The organism is Flavobacterium sp. OHVDL-2026-0007 (genome assembly GCF_059882335.1).
Map to the genome: position 1 here is coordinate 1,781,290 of NZ_CM187612.1, position 20,850 is coordinate 1,802,139.

General features: G+C 37.1%; 12 protein-coding genes. 5 read left to right on the top strand and 7 right to left on the bottom strand.

Going from position 1 to position 20,850, the window contains the following annotated elements; translation table 11 throughout:
- Positions 1–38: 38 nt before the first annotated feature.
- The 5 genes from AC51AA_RS06715 to AC51AA_RS06735 are packed head-to-tail and all read right to left on the bottom strand — an operon-like array spanning position 39 to position 4,730.
- The gene (locus AC51AA_RS06715) at positions 39–599 is read right to left on the bottom strand and encodes a Crp/Fnr family transcriptional regulator (protein WP_500705013.1); all 561 of its coding nucleotides are present in this window, start codon (positions 597–599) and stop codon (positions 39–41) included.
- A gap of 29 nt (positions 600–628) precedes the next feature.
- Positions 629–1,204, bottom strand: a complete 576-nt coding sequence (locus tag AC51AA_RS06720) for a TMEM175 family protein (RefSeq protein ID WP_500705015.1) — start codon at positions 1,202–1,204, stop codon at positions 629–631.
- Positions 1,205–1,224: 20 nt separating this feature from the next.
- Positions 1,225–2,115, bottom strand: coding sequence for a Ppx/GppA phosphatase family protein (locus tag AC51AA_RS06725; RefSeq protein ID WP_500705018.1), 891 nt, complete (start codon positions 2,113–2,115; stop codon positions 1,225–1,227).
- 41 nt (positions 2,116–2,156) lie between these two features.
- Positions 2,157–4,238: a polyphosphate kinase 1 gene (gene ppk1, locus AC51AA_RS06730; RefSeq protein ID WP_500705020.1), complete on the bottom strand. Its 2,082-nt coding sequence runs from the start codon at positions 4,236–4,238 to the stop codon at positions 2,157–2,159.
- A 6-nt stretch (positions 4,239–4,244) separates the two neighbouring features.
- Complete coding sequence (locus AC51AA_RS06735) at positions 4,245–4,730, bottom strand: SixA phosphatase family protein (RefSeq protein ID WP_500705022.1); 486 nt, start codon at positions 4,728–4,730, stop codon at positions 4,245–4,247.
- A gap of 678 nt (positions 4,731–5,408) precedes the next feature.
- Between AC51AA_RS06735 and AC51AA_RS06740 the strand changes: the two genes are divergently transcribed.
- From AC51AA_RS06740 to AC51AA_RS06750, 3 genes are all read left to right on the top strand, one after another.
- Positions 5,409–12,386, top strand: coding sequence for an HYR-like domain-containing protein (locus AC51AA_RS06740; protein ID WP_500705024.1), 6,978 nt, complete (start codon positions 5,409–5,411; stop codon positions 12,384–12,386).
- 156 nt (positions 12,387–12,542) lie between these two features.
- The gene (locus AC51AA_RS06745) at positions 12,543–13,460 is read left to right on the top strand and encodes a PorP/SprF family type IX secretion system membrane protein (RefSeq protein WP_500704634.1); all 918 of its coding nucleotides are present in this window, start codon (positions 12,543–12,545) and stop codon (positions 13,458–13,460) included.
- Between the two features lie 11 nt (positions 13,461–13,471).
- Positions 13,472–15,397 (top strand): OmpA family protein, encoded by a 1,926-nt coding sequence (locus tag AC51AA_RS06750; RefSeq protein WP_500705026.1) that lies wholly within the window; start codon positions 13,472–13,474, stop codon positions 15,395–15,397.
- Between the two features lie 714 nt (positions 15,398–16,111).
- Here AC51AA_RS06750 and AC51AA_RS06755 read toward each other — a convergent pair.
- Together AC51AA_RS06755 and AC51AA_RS06760 are read right to left on the bottom strand one after the other, a co-directional pair.
- Positions 16,112–16,789 (bottom strand): tetratricopeptide repeat protein, encoded by a 678-nt coding sequence (locus AC51AA_RS06755; protein WP_500705028.1) that lies wholly within the window; start codon positions 16,787–16,789, stop codon positions 16,112–16,114.
- 993 nt (positions 16,790–17,782) lie between these two features.
- Positions 17,783–18,493, bottom strand: a complete 711-nt coding sequence (locus AC51AA_RS06760; protein ID WP_500705030.1) for a S24 family peptidase — start codon at positions 18,491–18,493, stop codon at positions 17,783–17,785.
- 92 nt (positions 18,494–18,585) lie between these two features.
- Here AC51AA_RS06760 and AC51AA_RS06765 point away from each other — a divergent pair, with 92 nt between their 5' ends.
- A complete protein-coding gene (locus AC51AA_RS06765; RefSeq protein ID WP_500705032.1) occupies positions 18,586–18,801 on the top strand; it encodes a hypothetical protein in 216 nt (71 codons plus the stop codon).
- 1 nt (position 18,802) lies between these two features.
- Positions 18,803–20,839, top strand: a complete 2,037-nt coding sequence (locus AC51AA_RS06770) for a hypothetical protein (protein ID WP_500705034.1) — start codon at positions 18,803–18,805, stop codon at positions 20,837–20,839.
- Positions 20,840–20,850: the final 11 nt, after the last annotated feature.

A 20,850-nucleotide genomic window follows, 5' to 3' on the forward strand; every position in this document is an offset into this window, starting at 1 on the left:
AATAGCATTGCAATGAAAATTCATACTAGACAATTGTCCTATAAAACAGCTTTTCTGATTCGGCTTAAATGCCTTGGTGTAATACCTAAATACGAAGCTAAATACTGAAGCGGAAGCAATTTAATATATTTTTGATGATGTAAATAAAGCTCTTCATAACGCTGTTTTCCAGACAATTTCTGAAAAGAAACCATTCTTTTCTGAAGATTTAAATACTCCATTTCAGTCAGTTTCCTGCCGATTTCCTGCCAATGATTACTTGATTTATAGAGTTTTTCCAAACTTTCTCGGCTGATCACCTGAAGCTCTGTATCCGTTAATGCTTGAATATTTTCTTCCGCAACATTTTGAGTTATAAAACTAGAAAACGAAGCCATAAATTCATTTTCAAAAGCAAAACAATTCGTGATTTCATCTCCTTGATGATTGAAAAAATAGGAACGTAAAATTCCTTTTTTTATAAAAACAATTTCGTTACAAATCTGATTTTCTACCAGTAAAAGCTCACCTTTTTTAAGTTTTCGTAAACTAATTAAATTGTCTAATTGAATTAATTCCTCCTGAGACAAAACCTGAATTGATTGAAAAATAGACTTCATTATAACTCTAAAATTTACTTATGGAAAATCTATTTAGCAAAAACTTTTTCGATTCTTTTATCAGGTACAAGCCACAACATGGCCACTATAAAATAGGCAATTCCTGAGATCCAAACACTATAAAACGAAGCTACGATCCCGATAACATAAAGAATAGCCGAGGTTTTTCCTTTTAAATCCTTTGCCAGAGCTTTCGCCAAAAGCGACTCTTTACCCTCTACATCAAGAACTGCTTTTTGAAGAATCACATAAGCAATCGCACAAAGCAATAAAATGATCCCGTATAGCGCCATTGCAGCTTTTGCAAAATTATGTTCTCCCATCCAACCCGTAGAAACAGGAATTAACGACAACCAAAATAATAAATGCAAATTACTCCAAAGAATTTTCCCGTTTACCTTAGATAAACCATGAAGTAAATAATGGTGGTTATTCCAGTAAATTCCAACATAAATAAAACTCAAAACATAACTTAAAAACTTAGGAATAAGTGGTTTTAAATCAGCGAACTCAACTCCATGAGGCACCTTAATTTCAAGAATCATGATGGTAATGATAATAGCCAATACACCATCACTAAAAGCTTCGAGTCTTGCTTTATTCATTTACTAAGTTTCTAAAAAAATTAAATTTTACCATGATACATGGCTTTTACAATTCCATCAGATAGTCCAATTTTAGGTACATAAATTTGGCGTGCCCCACTCCATTTCATCGCATTCAAATAAATTCGAGTCGCATGAATAATAACATCCGCACGATCTGAATTCAAGCCTAACTCAGCAATACGCTGTTCATAAGTCAATGAATTTAAAAAAGCATACTGCGAATTGATATAAATATAAGAGAGCGGTTTTTCTTGTTGCTTACCAGACATTTTAAACAGCTTATTGATATTTCCACCTGAACCGATAAGAGTTACCTCTTCATAATCAGCGGTATTGACTTTAATCCACTTTTCAATTTCATCCCATACAACATCGTGAACCATATCGTTCAACAAACGAACTGTTCCAGCTTTAAAAGATCTTGAGTTAATCAATTTTCCATCAGAGAACAACGTAAACTCGGTACTTCCACCTCCCACATCTACAAAAAGATAGGTTTCATCTGTTTTTAATAAGTGAAGTAAATCCGTAGAAGCAATAATGGCGGCCTCTTTTTTACCGTCGATAATCTCAATTTTAATGTCCGCTTTTTTCTTGATCAGCGCTACCACTTCTTTAGCATTGTACGCCTCTCGCATAGCTGAAGTTGCAAAGGCCATATAACGCTCCACTTTATGCACTTTCATCAATAAGTTAAATGCTTTCATTGCATCTACCATTCGTTCGATATTTTCTGCTGAAATTTCTCCAACAGTAAAAGCATCTTGCCCCAAACGAATAGGCACACGAACAAGTGAACTTTTATTAAACTGCGGCTCCTTACCTTCCTGTTCTACAACATTCGATATTAGAAGTCTCATGGCATTTGAACCAATATCTATTGCTGCATATTTCCTTATATTAATCATGCTCACTATATGATTTGAAATTGTAAATTCTGTGTTTTTTATTAACTCGTAGGCTGTACTTCCGCTTCGATTACCTCAATTTTATTTTGATAATATTTATAGGTTTCAAATTGAGCCCTAAAAGGTGCATGATGATTTCTAGCTTTGTATTTATTATCTAATTTATAAGAATGATACCTTACTTTTACATTTCCTTTCCAGGCTATATTAAAATTATCAATCAGTTCCTTTTTAATCGCTAGATCATAAATTGGACAGGTAACTTCTACTCTTCCATCAAGATTTCTAGTCATAAAATCGGCCGACGAAATATAAACTTCATTTAACCCCGCATTTCCGAAAATATAAACTCTCGAATGTTCTAGATAATTATCCACTATACTTATGGCTTCGATATTTTCACTCATGCCGGGAATCCCAGGAATCAATGAACAAATTCCTCTAACTTGAAGCTGAATTTTCACACCAGCATTACTGGCTTCGTATAATTTATCGATCATTTTAAAATCAGACAAACTATTCATTTTTAATTTTATAAATGTTTTTCTTCCGGCTAAAGCATGAAGAATTTCACGATCTATTAATTTAACAAATTTCGCTCGCGTATAATGGGGCGATACAATTAAATGCTTGTATCGATGAACCCTATAATTAATATCGAAAAATTCGAATATTTTAGTAATATCTTTTAGAATTTGCTGATGACAAGTAAAAAGAGTGACGTCAGTATAAATTTTAGCTGTCGCCTCATTGAAATTCCCTGTTGAAATAAACCCATAACGGCGTATTTTCCCCTCTTCCATTCTTTCAATTACGCAAATTTTACTATGTACTTTTAATCCTTTAATTCCAAAAATAAGCTCAATTCCTTCCGTTTGCATTTGCTCAGCATACGAAATATTTGAGGCCTCATCAAAACGAGCCTGCAGCTCTATTTGTACGACTACTTTTTTTCCATTTTTAGCCGCATTGATAAGCGAACTAATAATTTGAGAATTCTTTGCCAATCGGTATAAAGTGATTTTTATACTCGTTACTTTTGGATCTAAAGCTGCTTCACGCAAAAACTTAGTCAAATAAGAAAAGGACTGATACGGAGCATGTAACAAATAATCTTTTTTATCGATTTTTTCCAAAATACTCCCCCCTAAACTCAAACCCGGAATAGGCAATGGGTCATTGGTTTTATACAATAAATCATATCTTCCTAGATTTGGAAAACTCATATAATCACGACGATTATGATATCTACCTCCAGGAATGATACTATCGGTTTCCACGATTTTCATTTTATCTAGAAAAAAACGCAGGGTATCCTCTTCGATTAAATTATCGTAAATAAAACGAACGGGCTCTCCTATCCTTCTATCCTTAACCGAGCTAGATATTTTCTCTAACATACTCTTACTCAAATCACTATCGATATCCAATTGCGCATCTCGCGTGATTTTGATCATATGAGCTGAAACACTTTTATAATCGAAAATATTAAAAATATTACTCAAATTATGACGAATAACGTCATCTATAAGAATAACATAGTGTTTATCATCATTAGATGGCAGCACGACAAATCTGTTCATCGTCTTAGGAATTTCGATTACAGCATATCGAATTTCATCGTTTTTATTCATTTCCAAGCGAACTGCCAAATACCCTAAAGTATCCTTAAGAACAGGGAATTCAGCTAAATCATTCAGGATAATAGTAACCAATTCTGGACTTAGTTTTTGAGCAAAAAAGTCCTTTAAAAAACTTTCCTGTTCTTTATTAATCTGAAATTCGTTAATTATGAAGATGTTTTCGGCTTCCAATTCAGTTTCAATATTACTTAAAATACGTAAACTTTCAGATTGCTGCTGAATTACAATTTCGGTGATATCTTTAATTAATTGGTGCGCAGAGACCCCTCCAAGATATTTTTCACCAGAAATCCCAGACAGGCTCAATCTTCTAATTGCAGCATAACGAACTCTAAAAAACTCATCCAAATTGTTTGAAAAAATTCCAACAAAACGCAACCTGTCTAAAAGCGGAACGTTACCATCTGCAGCTTCTTGAAGCACTCTTGCATTAAACGCTAACCAACTTTTTTCTCTATCGATATATTTCTGTTCGTGCACTTATATTTATTTTAAATCTTTGGGGAAAATTGTTTTATCGGTTTTGCCTTTTTGTATCGCATCCCAACTATTTGCTTCAAATTGTAGCGATACAAAACCTGCAGTAGGGACGTTTTCGACAAAAACATCTCCAAATTTATTAACAAAATTTGTAATAGCCTCGTTATGTCCAAAAAGAATAACGCTTTCAAAACGATTATCACATGATTTAATAACCTTCTCGAGCTGTCTTTCATCGAAAGTATAAAGATCGTCTTTATAAACGATACTTTCTATAGGATATGAAATATTTTGGGCAAAAATAATAGCCGTTTCTAATGCTCGTGCGGCAGTACTACTCCAAATTATATAGGTTTTAGGAAGGAATTTTGAAATATGAGAGGATACTTCATGTGCATCTAGAATCCCCTTTTTCATTAATGGTCTATCAAAATCTTTCAAAGGTGCTTCCCAACTCGATTTCGCATGTCGTATTAAAATTAGATTTTTCATAAAAAGAGTTTTTTAAGATGAAATCAAGGCTAAAAAATTATTTTCTAAGTCCTAATTTACAAAAGAAATTTCAATACTTCTGCTTTTTTTAATCTGTTAACATTTCAGAAAAAATTCAGACAACATCTACCAATTAAAAAATACACCAACCTCAAAATAACAACATTTTAATTTCCCTAAAAAATGCATCTCAGCCATGAAAAATGCATTTCGTCGATATTTACACATAACCATAAATAATGTTAAATAATAAATAATTACTCACATAATCAATACAAACAATAATGATTATTGCGTAAAATATATAAAATATTATGTTTTTAAAAACAATAAAACACTCAAATTTTAAATTATTTTGCTAAAAAAAGAGTATTTAAACGACTATTTTGGTTAGTTACGGAGAAAAAAATTAAAACTAATTAAGTCTCTATAACTTTGATTACGATATTTTTTTTAACTGCTTCGATAACCTAAATCCTAAATTTATGAAATCAAAATCTACTCTTCAAAAAGCAATAAAATTTATCTCCAATTGCACGTTAATTTTTTCCCTGAGAAAAAAATCATCAAAAAAAACATTTTTTAGATACTGTTTTGTTTCACCTGCACGAACTACACTCACAGATGTGAACTCTCCCCTTTACAATACTATTTTTCTAACGATTTAAATAAATCAATATGAAATCAAATTTTACTCTCCCGCTAAAATTACCTACATTTTTTTTAGTTTGCTTTTTCGCTTTTACAACAAATAGCTATTCCCAAGATGCTTTTGATGGTGATTACTGCCCAGGCCCCTCACAAGCTAATCCTGAATATACAACAGGAACAGTTTTTCATGAGGTACTAAACCCTAATCCAAATTCGACCTGTAAAATTGGAACCATCCATGCTAAAGTCAATACAACAACTCAAGTATTAAGATTAGGAATGGATATTGGTAATGGTGGTAATGCACTTTTTCGAATATATTTAGACACTGACAACAATCCTTTAACTGGATTAACATCGGATCATATGGGAGGTACCATCACCGTTGCTGGTGCTGAATATATTTTAGAAATAAAATCAAATGGTACTGGTTTCACAGTATATACTGGATCCGGAGGTACTAAAACACAAATTGTCCCTCCTGCTTTACTTGCTGCTGAATCTGGAACTATTTGTGGAGCTAGTGGAGCATTTTTAGAGTTTAATATTCCTTTTGGAAGTTTAGGAATAAACATATGCGATGTAAATAATCCTGGTATAATCAATATTACTAAATTAGCCTCTGTTTCAGGCGGTGATGATAACTCAAGCATATGTATTGATATTCCTCTTACCTTTGGAATTCCTCTTAAAGGATTGGTTGGACCAGACGCAACTATTTGTTCTGGAACTAATACCATTTTAAATTTAACCGGTCTTGCTTCTGGATCTACCGTAACCAAATGGCAATCTGCCGTTTCTCCATTTACAACATGGGTAGACATACCAGCTACCGCTGGTCTAATGACTTACACTACGGAAAATTTAACTGAAACCACAAAATTTAGAGCACTTTTTACAAATCCCGGCTTATGCGGCGGAACGAATATTGCCACTAACGTAGCCACTATAACTGTGAATCCTGCACCAACAATGACCAGTGATAATTCCAAAACAATATGTAGTGGAGCGACTGTTGGACTGGCCTTAACTAGCTCCATACCCTCTTCATTTTCATGGGTTGCCACCGACAATCCTAATGTAACCGGAGAAAGCATTACTACACAATCTTCAGCTACCATAACCGATGAATTGGTTAATACTACAGCTACTGTTCAAACGGTAACCTATTCCGTGACACCAACGGCTACAACAGGAACTTGTTTGGGAACAGCGCAAACAGTAACCATAACAGTGAATCCTGCGCCAACAATGATCAGTGCTAATTCCAAAACAATATGTAGTGGAGCTGCTGTTGGACTTGCCTTAACCAGTTCTGTACCCTCCTCATTTTCTTGGGTCGCCACTGACAATGCGAACGTAACAGGAGAAAGTACTGTTGCACAAGCTACTACTACCATAACGGATGTCTTGGTTAATATTACTGCTGTTGCTCAAACGGTAACTTATATCGTGACACCAACGGCTACGACAGGATCTTGTTTGGGAATAGCCCAAACCGTAACCATTACGGTAAATCCATTGCCAACAGCCACTATTGCTGGAGACATCGCCGTATGTAAAGGCGCTGCAGATCCACTAGTAACCTTCACAGGAGCTGGAGGAACTGCGCCATACACCTTCACGTATAACATCAACGGAGGGGCCAACACAACTGTAACAACATCAGTAGGAAGCTCTGTAACAGTAGCGGCACCCACTACAACAGCGGGAACATTTGACTATAATTTAGTGAGTGTGGTCGATGCAAGTGGTACACTTTGCTCACAAGCACAAACTGGAAAAGCAACCATTACCGTAAATCCATTACCAACAGCCACTATTGCTGGAGACATCGCCGTATGTAAAGGCGCTGCAGATCCACTAGTAACCTTCACAGGAGCTGGAGGAACTGCGCCATACACCTTCACGTATAACATCAACGGAGGGGCCAACACAACTGTAACAACATCAGTAGGAAGCTCTGTAACAGTAGCGGCACCCACTACAACAGCGGGAACATTTGACTATAATTTAGTGAGTGTAGTCGATGCAAGTGGTACACTTTGCTCACAAGCACAAACTGGAAAAGCAACCATTACCGTAAATCCGTTACCAACAGCCACTATTGCTGGAGACATCGCCGTATGTAAAGGCGCTGCAGATCCACTAGTAACCTTCACAGGAGCTGGAGGAACTGCGCCATACACCTTCACGTATAACATCAACGGAGGGGCCAACACAACTGTAACAACATCAGTAGGAAGCTCTGTAACAGTAGCGGCACCCACTACAACAGCGGGAACATTTGACTATAATTTAGTGAGTGTAGTCGATGCAAGTGGTACACTTTGCTCACAAGCACAAACTGGAAAAGCAACCATTACCGTAAATCCGTTACCAACAGCCACTATTGCTGGAGACATCGCCGTATGTAAAGGCGCTGCAGATCCACTAGTAACCTTCACAGGAGCTGGAGGAACTGCGCCATACACCTTCACGTATAACATCAACGGAGGGGCCAACACAACTGTAACAACATCAGTAGGAAGCTCTGTAACAGTAGCGGCACCCACTACAACAGCGGGAACATTTGACTATAATTTAGTGAGTGTGGTCGATGCAAGTGGTACACTTTGCTCACAAGCACAAACTGGAAAAGCCACCATTACCGTAAATCCGTTACCAACAGCCACTATTGCTGGAGACATCGCCGTATGTAAAGGCGCTGCAGATCCACTAGTAACCTTCACAGGAGCTGGAGGAACTACGCCATACACCTTCACGTATAACATCAACGGAGGGGCCAACACAACTATAACAACATCAGTAGGAAGCTCTGTAACAGTAGCGGCACCCACTACAACAGCGGGAACATTTGACTATAATTTAGTGAGTGTGGTCGATGCAAGTGGTACACTTTGCTCACAAGCACAAACTGGAAAAGCAACCATTACCGTAAATCCGTTACCAACAGCCACTATTGCTGGAGACATCGCCGTATGTAAAGGCGCTGCAGATCCACTAGTAACCTTCACAGGAGCTGGAGGAACTGCGCCATACACCTTCACGTATAACATCAACGGAGGGGCCAACACAACTGTAACAACATCAGTAGGAAGCTCTGTAACAGTAGCGGCACCCACTACAACAGCGGGAACATTTGACTATAATTTAGTGAGTGTGGTCGATGCAAGTGGTACACTTTGCTCACAAGCACAAACTGGAAAAGCAACCATTACCGTAAATCCGTTACCAACAGCCACTATAGCAGGAAACATTGAAGTATGTAAAGATGCTACAGCTCCACTGGTAACCTTCACAGGATCAGCAGGAACTGCACCATATACCTTTACCTACAACATTGATGGAGGAGCCAATACAACCGTAACAACAACGGTAGGGAACACTGTAACAATAGCGGCACCCACTACAACAGCGGGAACCTTTGTTTATAATTTAGTGAGTGTTGTCGATGCAAGTGGTACACTTTGCTCACAAGCACAAACTGGAACAGCAACCATTACGGTAAATCCACTTCCTGTATGTTCCATCGCAGGTTCAGATGGTCCACTATGTCCTTCTTCAACAGCTAATGTTTATAACGCACCAGCTGGAATGAGTAGCTACGCTTGGTCTGTTTCTGGAAACGCGACAATCAATGGTAGTGCATCTTCACAATCAGTCTCAATAACTACCGGCGTAAGCTGTGGTCTTTCATTTACATTAAACTTAACCATAATAGATAGAAATGGCTGCGAGTCCACTTGCATTAAAGAGATAATGGTTCAAGATATTACCCTACCAACATTCACTAAACCTGCAGACATTACCATCTATACTGATGCCTCTTGCAACTATGATACCTCACTTATAATAACAGGTGATGTGACAGATGAAAATGATAATTGCACTTCAGGTCTTCAAGCGACCTACACAGATGTAACTTCAGCTGGTACATGTGAAGGTTCTCATATTATCACTAGAACTTGGTCTTTAGTGGATGCCTGTGGAAACAAAGCGCCCGATCAAATACAAACTATTACAATACAAGATAACACAGCACCAATCATTACCAAACCAGCTGCTAATCTTATAGTAGAATGCGATGGAAATGGAAACAACACAGCACTTACTAATTGGCTAACCTCCCATGGTGGAGCTACCGCTACTGATAATTGCTCTCAAGTAACTTGGACCAATAACTTCGATAAAATAGATGCAGATTGTTCTGCTGCAGTAACCGTAGAATTTACTGCCACTGATGCTTGTGGTAACAAAACTATAACTTCAGCCACATTCGCCATTGAAGATAGCATTGCTCCAACATGGAGTACTGATGCCGGAACTTTGAATGCTACTATTGAATGTAGCGATGCAGCTGCTTTAACTATGGCTCAAGGAAAATTCCCTGTAGCGGCAGACAATTGTGATGGTGATCTAAGTAATATTATAAAAACTACTGGAGCCTTCGTAGCTTCTGAAGCTTGTGGTAATGCCGGAACCTATACCAATACTTGGACTGTTAAAGACGATTGTGGTAACACTTCTGAAACTTTCACCCAAGTAATCACCATCCAAGACACTACAGTACCAACTTGGACTACTCTAGCTGGAACTTTAGATGTTACTATTGAATGTAGTGATGCTGATGCTTTGACTACGGCTCAAGGGAAAGTACCTGTGGCAAGCGATAATTGCGATGCCGATGTGACCAATATCACCAAAATCAGTGGAGCCTTCGTAGCTTCTGAGGCTTGTGGTAATGCTGGAACCTATACCAATACTTGGACTGTTAAAGACGATTGTGGCAACACTTCTGAAACTTTCACCCAAGTGATCACCATCCAAGACACTACAGTACCAACTTGGACTACTGGAGTCGGAACTTTAGATGTTACTATTGAATGTAGTGATGCTGATGCTTTGACAACGGCTCAAGGGAAAGTGCCTGTAGCAAGCGATAATTGCGATGCCGATGTGACCAATATCACCAAAATCAGTGGAGCCTTCGCAGCTTCCGAGGCTTGTGGTAATGCTGGAACCTATACCAATACTTGGACTGTTAAAGACGATTGTGGCAACACTTCTGAAACTTTCACCCAAGTAATCACCATCCAAGACACTACAGTACCAACTTGGACTACTGGAGTCGGAACTTTAGATGTTACTATTGAATGTAGCGATGCTGATGCTTTGGCAACAGCTCAAGGGAAAGTGCCTGTAGCAAGCGATAATTGCGATGGCGATGTGACCAATATCACCAAAACCAGTGGAGCCTTCGTAGCTTCTGAGGCTTGTGGTAATGCGGGAACCTATACCAATACTTGGACTGTTAAAGACGATTGTGGCAACACTTCTGAGACTTTCACCCAAGTAATCACCATCCAAGACACTACAGTACCAACTTGGACTACTGGAGCTGGAACTTTAGATGTTACTATTGAATGTAGCGATGCTGATGCTTTGGCAACAGCTCAAGGGAAAGTGCCTGTAGCAAGCGATAATTGCGATGGCGATGTGACCAATATCACCAAAACCAGTGGAGCCTTCGTAGCTGCTGAGGCTTGTGGTAATGCGGGAACCTATACCAATACTTGGACTGTTAAAGACGATTGTGGTAACACTTCTGAGTCTTTCACCCAAGTAATCACCATCCAAGACACTACAGTGCCAACTTGGACGACTACAGCCGGAACACTCAATGTAACGCTTCAATGTAGTGATGCTGAGGCTTTGGCTACGGCTCAAGGAAAAGCGCCTGTGGCTTCAGACAATTGCGATGCAGAAGTTACACTAACCAAAACTAGTGGTGTGTTTGTAGCCTCTGAATCTTGTAGCAATACGGGAACTTATACCAATACTTGGATAGCAACAGACAATTGTGGTAATGCCACAGCAGTCTTCACCCAAGTGATCACCATAGAAGACACTACTAAGCCAACATTCAATGGAGAACTTCCAGTTGATCTTACAGTATCTTGTGATAAGGTTCCACAACCCGCTACGATAACAGCAACGGACAATTGTAATACCGATGTACCAGTGGTGTATACAGAAACAAAAACCAATATTCAAAATGAGTGTGCTACCAACTACACCTTAACACGTAAATGGACTACTAGTGATTGTGGCAGTAATACCACCACGTACACACAAGTCATTACCGTTAAAGACACTACGGCTCCTACAGGAACAGCTCCAGCGGATATCACCTTACAAAACATAGCCGATATTCCAGTGGCAGATCCTAAAGCAGTACTTAATGCTACTGATAACTGTAGTGCCACAGTAACCGTGACAGTAAGTGATACCAATAATGGAGGTACAGGTTGCGAAAGCTCACCTTACATCCTAACGAGAACGTACACTTTATCTGACTGTGCTGGCAATAAAACACTACTGGTACAAACCATAACCGTGAAACACGATAATGAGGTAACAGCAGCAATATCAAGTCAAGCCTGTAATGGAGATCCATCAACTGTAAATCTATTTAATATACTCCCTCGAAGCACTACTACTACAGGTACCTGGATCGACACCAATAACTCTAATGCTTTAAATGGTAGTACTGTAACTTCATTTGGACTTGCAGTGGGTACGTATTCATTTGAGTATCAAATAAAAGATGAAGCCTGTCCTAGAAGTTTATTTGTAAACCTTGTCGTTAATGATGATTGTGTGGTATTGGCCTGTGGAAACATACTAGTTCACAATGCCTTCTCTCCAAATGGTGATAACCGAAATGATAAGTTTGTGATCGATAATATAGATCAGACCGCTTGTTATCCTGAGAATACTGTAGAGATCTACAACCGTTGGGGAGTACTGGTATTTGAAACCAAAGACTACAATAACACCACCAATGCTTTTGATGGTTTCTCTAGAGGTAGAACAACAATAAGTGCGCCATCTGGTCTACCAGCAGGAACTTACTTCTACATTCTGAACTATACTGCTGTTGATGGAAACGGTGCAATCCAGACCCATAAAAAAGACGGCTATCTATATTTATCCAGATAAGAACTAAAAACAATGCGCTATAAAACAATGTCTTATAGCGCATTATATCACAATCAATAAAAAACTTATTCTAAAATAAGCCATCACATTGCTTCTTTTCTAGGATTTATGGGGATAAACAAGCAATAGTAATTATTAAAATAATAAATATCTACTATGAGAACAACATTATTTTCCTTCGTCATTATGTTAGTATCATTTGCTAGTCATGCACAACAAGATGCGCAGTTTACGCAATATATGTACAACACAATAAACATCAATCCAGCCTATGCAGGATCTCGAGGAGCATTGAGTGTTTTCGGTTTATATCGTACCCAATGGGTAGGACTAGACGGCGCACCTGAAACTAGTAGCTTTTCGGTTAATACTCCCATTAACAATAGTAATTTAGGAGTAGGTGTTTCCTTTATCAATGATAAAATTGGCCCCACTAATGAAAACAACTTTTCTGCAGACATTTCGTATACCGTACAAACCTCTGCTGATTTTAAACTTTCATTTGGGATCAAGGGAACGGCCAATATATTCAATTTAGACGTCAATAAATTAAATCCTGTTGATCAAGGAGATCCTCAATTCCAAGATTTAAAAAACAAATTCTCTCCTAATGTGGGAGCCGGGGTTTACTGGCATTCTGATAAAGCGTACATCGGGTTATCGGTACCAAATTTTATAGAAACCAATCGATACGATGATAATGATGTAGCCATATATAAAGATAAAATTAGTTATTATCTAATGGCTGGTTATGTCTTTAATCTAGATCAAGCGCAGTATATCAAATTCAAACCAGCGATATTGACTAAAATGGTAGAAGGTGCTCCTTTACAAGCAGATATCTCTGCTAATTTCATGTTCGTGGACAAGTTTGTAGTCGGTGTAGCCTATAGATGGAGTGCTTCATTAAGTGCTATGGTGGGCTTTCAAATTTCGGACGGTCTGTATCTGGGGTATGGGTATGATCGTGAGACCACCAACCTAAACAACTACAATTCAGGATCGCATGAGATATTTCTCCGATATGAATTCTTCAAAAACAATGGTAAAATGACAACTCCTCGTTTCTTCTAAAAATACTGATTATGAAAAATTCAATACTCCTTTGCCTAACCATCGTAAGTGTTTTTTTCTCTAAGAGTTACGCCCAACAAGCTAAAATAGAATCTGGAGATAAAAAATACGATAACTATGCCTATATCGATGCGATTAAAACCTATGAAAAAGTAGCTCAGAAGGGATACAAATCGGAAGATATGTTTAAAAAACTAGGAAACTCTTACTACTTTAACTCCGAATTTGAAGCTGCTGCCAAATGGTACGGCGAATTATTTGCTATGAATACCGAGTTAGAACCCGAGTACTACTACCGTTATGCACAATCGTTAAAATCTTCAGGAGATGGTAATAAAGCCAATAAAATTCTGGACGAATTTAATAGCAAATTTAAAAACGACAACAGAGGTCAACTCTATAAAGAAGACACCAATTATCTCGATAAGATCAAAGCCAATTCGGGTCGTTATAACATTGAAAATGCCGGTATTAATTCAAAGTATTCCGACTACGGAACTATTGTATACAACAACAAAATCTATTTTGCCTCGGCAAGAGATACAGGGAATTTTTCTCAACGCAAACACAAATGGACTGGGCAGTATTTCACCAATCTTTACATAGCCGATGTAGACTCGGCTAAAGTGAGAAAATTCAAAACGATGTTAAACACCAAATTCCATGAAGCCTCTCCTGTCTTCACAAAAGATGGTAAAACAGTTTACTTTACCCGAAACAATTATGCAGACCACAAAAAAGGAACAGATGATCATAAAACTACTTTAATAAAACTTTATAAAGCTACTCTTGACAAGGACAAATGGACCAATGTAATGGAACTTCCTTTCAACAGCGATAATTACAGTACCGCACACCCTGCTCTTAGTGCTGATGAAAAAACATTGTATTTTGTCTCTGATATGCCCGGTACCACAGGACAATCTGATATTTATAGAGTCAGTATCAACAGCAATGGTGGTTATGGATCTCCTGAGAACTTAGGCAGAACCATCAATACTGAAGGAAAAGAAACATTTCCTTATGTGACCAGTGAAAATGAAATCTACTTTGCCTCTGATGGACACCCTGGACTGGGAGGACTAGATGTTTTTGTAGGTCAAATTGCTCCAGACGGAAGTATTAATAACATTCAAAACCTAGGGGCAGATATCAATTCTCCTCAAGATGATTTTGCTTATATTATTGATCCTGTCACTCGAAATGGCTATTTCTCTTCCAATAAAGCAGGTGGACTAGGTTCTGATGATATCTATAAATTCCTAGAAACCAGAAGACTCCAATGTATTCAAGAGCTAAACGGAACCATTACCGATGCGGAATCAGGTGTAGTGCTTCCAGAGACCAAACTTACCTTATATGATAATCAGGGAAACATCAAAAATACGACTCTCTCCGATGCTAACGGCTATTATACTTTTGCAGTAGAGTGCGGCAAAACCTATAATGTGAGAGCTGAAAAAACAGATTATAATACCAAAGAAGTGAGCATTACTATTCCAACAGAAAGCGGAAAAACCTCTTTACCTATTGCCTTAGACAAAGCCCTTTGCAAAGTCACCATTGGGGATGATTTAGGAAAATGTTTTGGTATCAAAAACATCTATTTTGACTTGGACAAATCCAACATTAGAATAGAAGCGGCCATCGACCTAGAAAAAATATTAGCCGTACTGAATCAATATCCTACAATGAAACTCGATATACGCTCTCATACCGATAGCCGTGCTAGTTTCAAATACAATGAAGCCTTGTCCGATAGAAGAGCCAAGTCCACCATCAAATGGTTAATTAAGAATGGTGTCGCATCAAACCGATTAACAGGCAAAGGATATGGCGAATCAGAACTGGTTAACCACTGCTCAGACGAAGTTCCTTGTACTGAAGAAGAACACCAAATGAACAGAAGAAGTGAATTTATTATTTCAGATCTGTAATTTAATCAAAAAAAAATCCAAATTTGAGAAGCTGCCAATAAAGGCAGCTTTTTTTTTAAAATAAAAACCACTATGATTTAGCAACTGTAAGCCTGTATGGTTTCCTTCCTAGTCCGCCTTTGGTGATTGAAATTAAATTTTTAAAAAAAATATCTAGCAGATTATCAGATCCAGAAATCTCAAAATACAAGATCAATACACAACTAAACTCCATATTAAAGTTAAAGTTATAATACGCTTGGACAAACAATATCGTAATGTCTCACTCTTTAGATTTAGAGTACATCACTCTGCAGTAGAAACTTACTGTTTTTGTTTGCGATTCTTATGCTGAAATATTCGTTTACAAATCACTTGATCCGAGTTTGAATCAAGTTGCTACCCTTGGCATACTTACTAAATCTAAACAAAACTTGTTCTTACACTGATCAAATCGTTGAGCATGGCCAACCGAGCATTAAACAAGAAACAACGCTTTTGATAAAAATTGTTATCAAGTATAATCAAATCAGAAAGCCTCCATAAAGCGTTCGCACTAGCAAAATGTCTTGCAATAGTATGTGTAGATAATTTTAAGTATAGTCCTTAAATTATCACTATTACCTACCAAATTTCACTTGCTTTTTACACTTTTGGTTAAGCAAAACAAAAATATACAATAAAATAAGTACTTATTGTTCACTGATTATGCAAAGAGAAACATTAGATTAAAAATTACTTTTTATTTTTAATGTCAAATATTTTCATCATTTCATTTGCTTTTTCAGTTTGACCGAGTGCCTTTAACGCCTGAGCATATCTAAAGTAATACGCTGCACCTACATTTTTATCCATAGCGATCAACTCCGAATAAAACTTAACGGCCACATCTAAATTCCCTTCAAAATAAGATTTATCTGCTACTTTCTTTAGCATATCTATAGACTTATACCCTTTATTCAACACCTGCTCATACGTACTGACTATATTTACATAAACCGTTTTCGGATCACTGGAAACAGGAGCAGCTGCTACAATAGTAACAGGCTTCACAGTTGTTACAACTACAGGCTCAACCAAGGATTTTGAAGACATATCCATTCCTATTGTTTGTACCTTAACTTTTCCATATACAGGTGTTACAGTCCTTGTGTTGCTTGGCCCTAAGTCATAGGTATTCACCATATCAAGTCTTGGAACCTGATATTTAACAACTCTTTTACCAAAAGCCATATGAACCATTTCCTCCACTATATATCCTGTTATAACTAGACCATCTTTCGATTGGTTTTCCAACTGCAAAGATCCTTTGCCTTTTACTTCAGGAATGGGACCATTATTGGCATGCTGTCCAAAACCGTTAAAAGAGCAAACATATGCAATGACTACTAATTGTACCACGTAAGCTTTCATAATGATAAGATTGACTGGTTTGAAATACAAAGATACCTCTCTTATTCTCTATTCTTTTATTCAGTCCCCAAACAGCTTTAAAAGACGTTAAACTGCAGTTTTTTAGAAACAACCAACAGATTTTTAAGCACTTAAATATTAATAAAGAAAAGAGAAAACCAAATCTATTGTTTGTTCTCATCTTCTTCCAATCTATCCAAAAATTTACCCTCATATTAATATAAAAAAAAAGCCACAAATAAACTTGTGACACCTTATTTGTCCAAACTGGACAAACATCTTTATATATTTTAATTTCCTCTTTGAACTAGTCCATTTTAAGCTGTTTAAAAAAAAATCGTTGTAACTCTTGGAGCTACAACGACAACTAAAAACCAACCAAAGTCAATATGTTTATCTTTTTAAATCTTAACAAATATATTTGTGTAATATTTCTTTCCTGTATTATAAGGGCTACTAAACAATAGTTCTAAGTTAATACATTCTAAAAAAGGTCGAAAAGCCCAACAAAATCAATACTTCACATTAAAAAAGGTCGGGAATTTAGCTAAAACAAAAGTTCCAAATAAATGATAATAATTGCCTTTTAAATACATCTTAAATAACGATTAATTACTTGGTATATCAAAGGAATGCCCGAACAACCGAAAATATAGACAAAAACGCCACATTACAAGCGTTTAAGCCGTTTTTAAACACCATTTAAGCCACCAATACGGTGGCTTTTTTTATGTAATAAAATTGAGCATTTAAAAAAGTGAAAAAATTGATTTTTTATTTTGGATGGACAGTTGGATGGACAGTTGGGTGGACAAAATAAAAACAATATAAACAAGTTTATATACTTGTTTTTGTAGTTTATATTTGATTTTCGCATTAAAATTACAAACTCACGGCACTTAACAACAAAGTTGATTTCATTACAAGACATATAAATACACTAATAATCAATTTATTAGTAGTTAATTAATATGAAAAGGGTTAAAAAAACTACTATTCAAGTCTTATCACTCCAATTACTATCGCAATTGATCTAATATCTGACTTATGTAGTTCGAAAGGATCGTAGCTTTTATTATCACTAACAATTGTTACATACTCATCATTTTCAGCTTTGCAAATACGTTTTATTATAACTCCTTGCTCAGTATCTAAAACATAAACTTTATTCCACTGAAAAAATGTGTCTAACGGCAAGTGCTTACAGGCTACAAGGTCACCGCTGTTGTATTTTGGATACATAGAACTTCCTCTAACATTTATTAAGTAGTCTGACCCTTTGAAAGTTGGTACTATAAATTTTTCAGTTTCATACTCCATAACTTGAACGTCACCACCTCCATATCCTGCCATTGCGTCGATTGGTATAAGTGGTATTCCCTTTTCTTTTATTAATTCATTATTATTTAGCTCAGATATACTAGCCGTGTTTCTATCGCCCTCTTCATAAACTTGTTTATTTCCACTCCCGCTTTTCAAAACATTTCCATCACCAGAAACAATCCATTTTTTTTCTAAACGACCGTCTAATTTGCAAAGTTTATCCACAAATCCAGTAGGTAACGGCACTTTAGCATTAAGAACTTGCGAAAACGCAGACTTGCTTTTATAGCCCATCAAACCGCCAATTTCCTCCTGATTCTTGCCTATCCCTAAACTTATTAAGGTTTTAACAGCTATTTTAATTCTTTCTAATTCAGACATATAAAAAAATCAATGTAAAAAAGTTTATATTTTGTATTGTTTAATCTAAACAAGTTTATATATTTGTTTCAATATTTAAAACAAACAAGACGATGAACAAAAGTAAGACAAAAATTTACAAATCCTACGATTCAAATATTTTAGAAGCGTTGTTTTTAAAATATGGAGTTTCAAAATATTACATCCGTCAAAGTATAAATGGTACCGTTAAAGGTTTAACTCCTGACGCAATTAAAAAGGATTATGACAAAATGGTAAAAGCGAACGAAACAACTGTTCAAAATTTTATCGATAAAACTTTAGAGTAATATGCCCTATCAATATTCAAGTAATGTTATTGCGGTTGAGTCTGAGGAATTAGTTCCTAATTTTTGGAACACTCTAGGCTCATTGCAAAAAGAAATCCAACGTTATCAAGAAAAGCCTTTCGGAATAAAACGCCTACAAATTGGGGGTAACGGTAGAAAGTTACTCCTTGACTTTGACAGCCTAAAGCCGCATATCCAAGAAGCCCTTGGCGACCCAAGACGTGTCGACAATCCCTTAGAAACTTTCTTTGAGTTTGATGCTGATGCCGTTCGCTATTATTCCCGCTTCAAACGTGCGGGAAACAAACTGGAAGCCGACGAACAAGAGCGATACATTATAAATGCCTCTGTTATGAAAGCCGCCATTAAATTGGAGCAAGCTCGCACACAGGAACGCATCAAATTAAAAGGTTCACTTCGGGGAATTGTCGCAACTGTGGTCAAGGATGTCGAAAACTTCAATAATACGCTAAAAATTAAGCACGAAGTAACACACAACCTACCCGCAAGTGAAAAGCAGTTTAAAAAGCTTTTAAAAGAGTGCAAAGACGATTTGTATTTTCCATTGGTAAAAGACCCCGAAGGCAACAAAGCGAAAAACGCTCGTAAGGTCGACGATAAAACAGAAATGATTTTCAACGGTTTGTTTAAAAACCAATTACACAAGCCTACACCAACGGAGGTTGCTAAAAGTTACGACGCTTTTCTGAACAACTATGCGGAAGTCTATAACGAGGACACAGGCGAATTGTATGATCCAAAAGATTTTAAGGCATTGTCAAAGGGTTGTATTATAAGTTATATCAACAAATGGGAAAACAAGCTAGCGACTCACAAGTCAAGAAGTGGCGACCGTCAGGTGTATATGGGAAACTTCAAACCACACCACCAAATGGATTTACCTGCGTTAGCGGGTTCAATAATTTCGATTGATGATAGGCAACCGCCATTTGTTTACAACACCAAAGGTGACAGAGCTTGGTTTTATCTCGGAGTTGATATTGCATCCCGTGCCATTACTACGGTAGTTTGGGGAAAGACAAAAGAGGGAATCATAGTTGATTTTTACCGTCAAATGGTTCGCAATTACACCGAATGGGGATTTTGTTTGCCTTATGAGCTAGAATGTGAAAGCTCATTAAACAGCAGCTTTAAGGATAGCTTACTTCGCCCTGGTGCAATGTTCCAAGAAGTAAAAATTGAAGCCAACAATGCACGAGGAAAATACATAGAGCGTATCAATGGAAAGCTTCGTTACGAAATGGAAAAGGGAGCATCAGGATGGTTGGCTAGACCAACAGCAAAAAGCGAAGCGAACCAATTGAGTAGCGCAAAAAAAGAGGTTATCCCTTATGATATTTTAATAAATGAGCGACTACTTGAGCTAGAGCAATACAACAACATGCCACACCCTGAGGAAAGCAGTTTAAGTAAATGGGATTATTTCGAACAAAGACAAGACCCAAACTTAAAACCAACAAACTGGGAAGCAATTTTACCCGTTATCGGTCACAAAACAACGACTTCCTGTAATGTTGGTTACATCCGACTCCAAGGACAAAAGAGAGCTATAGCGGAAGACGGGAAGATTTTAACAGGCGAAGCGCTCATCCAAAAAATGAGAACCATTGAGGGTAAAGAATTTGAAGTGTATTGGCTAGACGGTAACGACGGTCAAGTTTTGAAAGCTTTGGTTTATCTAAACAACCGTGTGATCTGCGAAGTAATGGAAATGCCAAGATACAACAGAGCGAAAAACGAAAGAACGGACGATTCACACGATCAAGCTTTGAAATTGCAAAGTGCTTATGTCGCTTCGGTTGATGCCTTTGAAAAACGCCAACGAAGCAAAATAGAAAAAATCGCAATTGTTGATAATACACCAAGAACGGTTAACACCAATTTCAAAATGCCAAACCTCAAACGCTATGAGCAACGTGAGGAACCCGTGGAGGTGTTCGCAGATGATATTGACGAGGACAATTTAATATATACACCCAAACAGAATGCTACGCCAGGATGGCGATCTAATTTTTAACCTATTAAAAA

Coding starts and splice junctions, on each gene's coding strand:
- AC51AA_RS06715 (WP_500705013.1), bottom strand. CDS start 599: ATGAAGTCTATTTTTCAATCAATTCAGGTTTTGTCTCAGGAGGAATTA.
- AC51AA_RS06720 (WP_500705015.1), bottom strand. CDS start 1,204: ATGAATAAAGCAAGACTCGAAGCTTTTAGTGATGGTGTATTGGCTATT.
- AC51AA_RS06725 (WP_500705018.1), bottom strand. CDS start 2,115: ATGATTAATATAAGGAAATATGCAGCAATAGATATTGGTTCAAATGCC.
- AC51AA_RS06735 (WP_500705022.1), bottom strand. CDS start 4,730: ATGAAAAATCTAATTTTAATACGACATGCGAAATCGAGTTGGGAAGCA.
- AC51AA_RS06740 (WP_500705024.1), top strand. CDS start 5,409: ATGAAATCAAATTTTACTCTCCCGCTAAAATTACCTACATTTTTTTTA.
- AC51AA_RS06745 (WP_500704634.1), top strand. CDS start 12,543: ATGAGAACAACATTATTTTCCTTCGTCATTATGTTAGTATCATTTGCT.
- AC51AA_RS06750 (WP_500705026.1), top strand. CDS start 13,472: ATGAAAAATTCAATACTCCTTTGCCTAACCATCGTAAGTGTTTTTTTC.
- AC51AA_RS06755 (WP_500705028.1), bottom strand. CDS start 16,789: ATGAAAGCTTACGTGGTACAATTAGTAGTCATTGCATATGTTTGCTCT.
- AC51AA_RS06760 (WP_500705030.1), bottom strand. CDS start 18,493: ATGTCTGAATTAGAAAGAATTAAAATAGCTGTTAAAACCTTAATAAGT.
- AC51AA_RS06765 (WP_500705032.1), top strand. CDS start 18,586: ATGAACAAAAGTAAGACAAAAATTTACAAATCCTACGATTCAAATATT.
- AC51AA_RS06770 (WP_500705034.1), top strand. CDS start 18,803: ATGCCCTATCAATATTCAAGTAATGTTATTGCGGTTGAGTCTGAGGAA.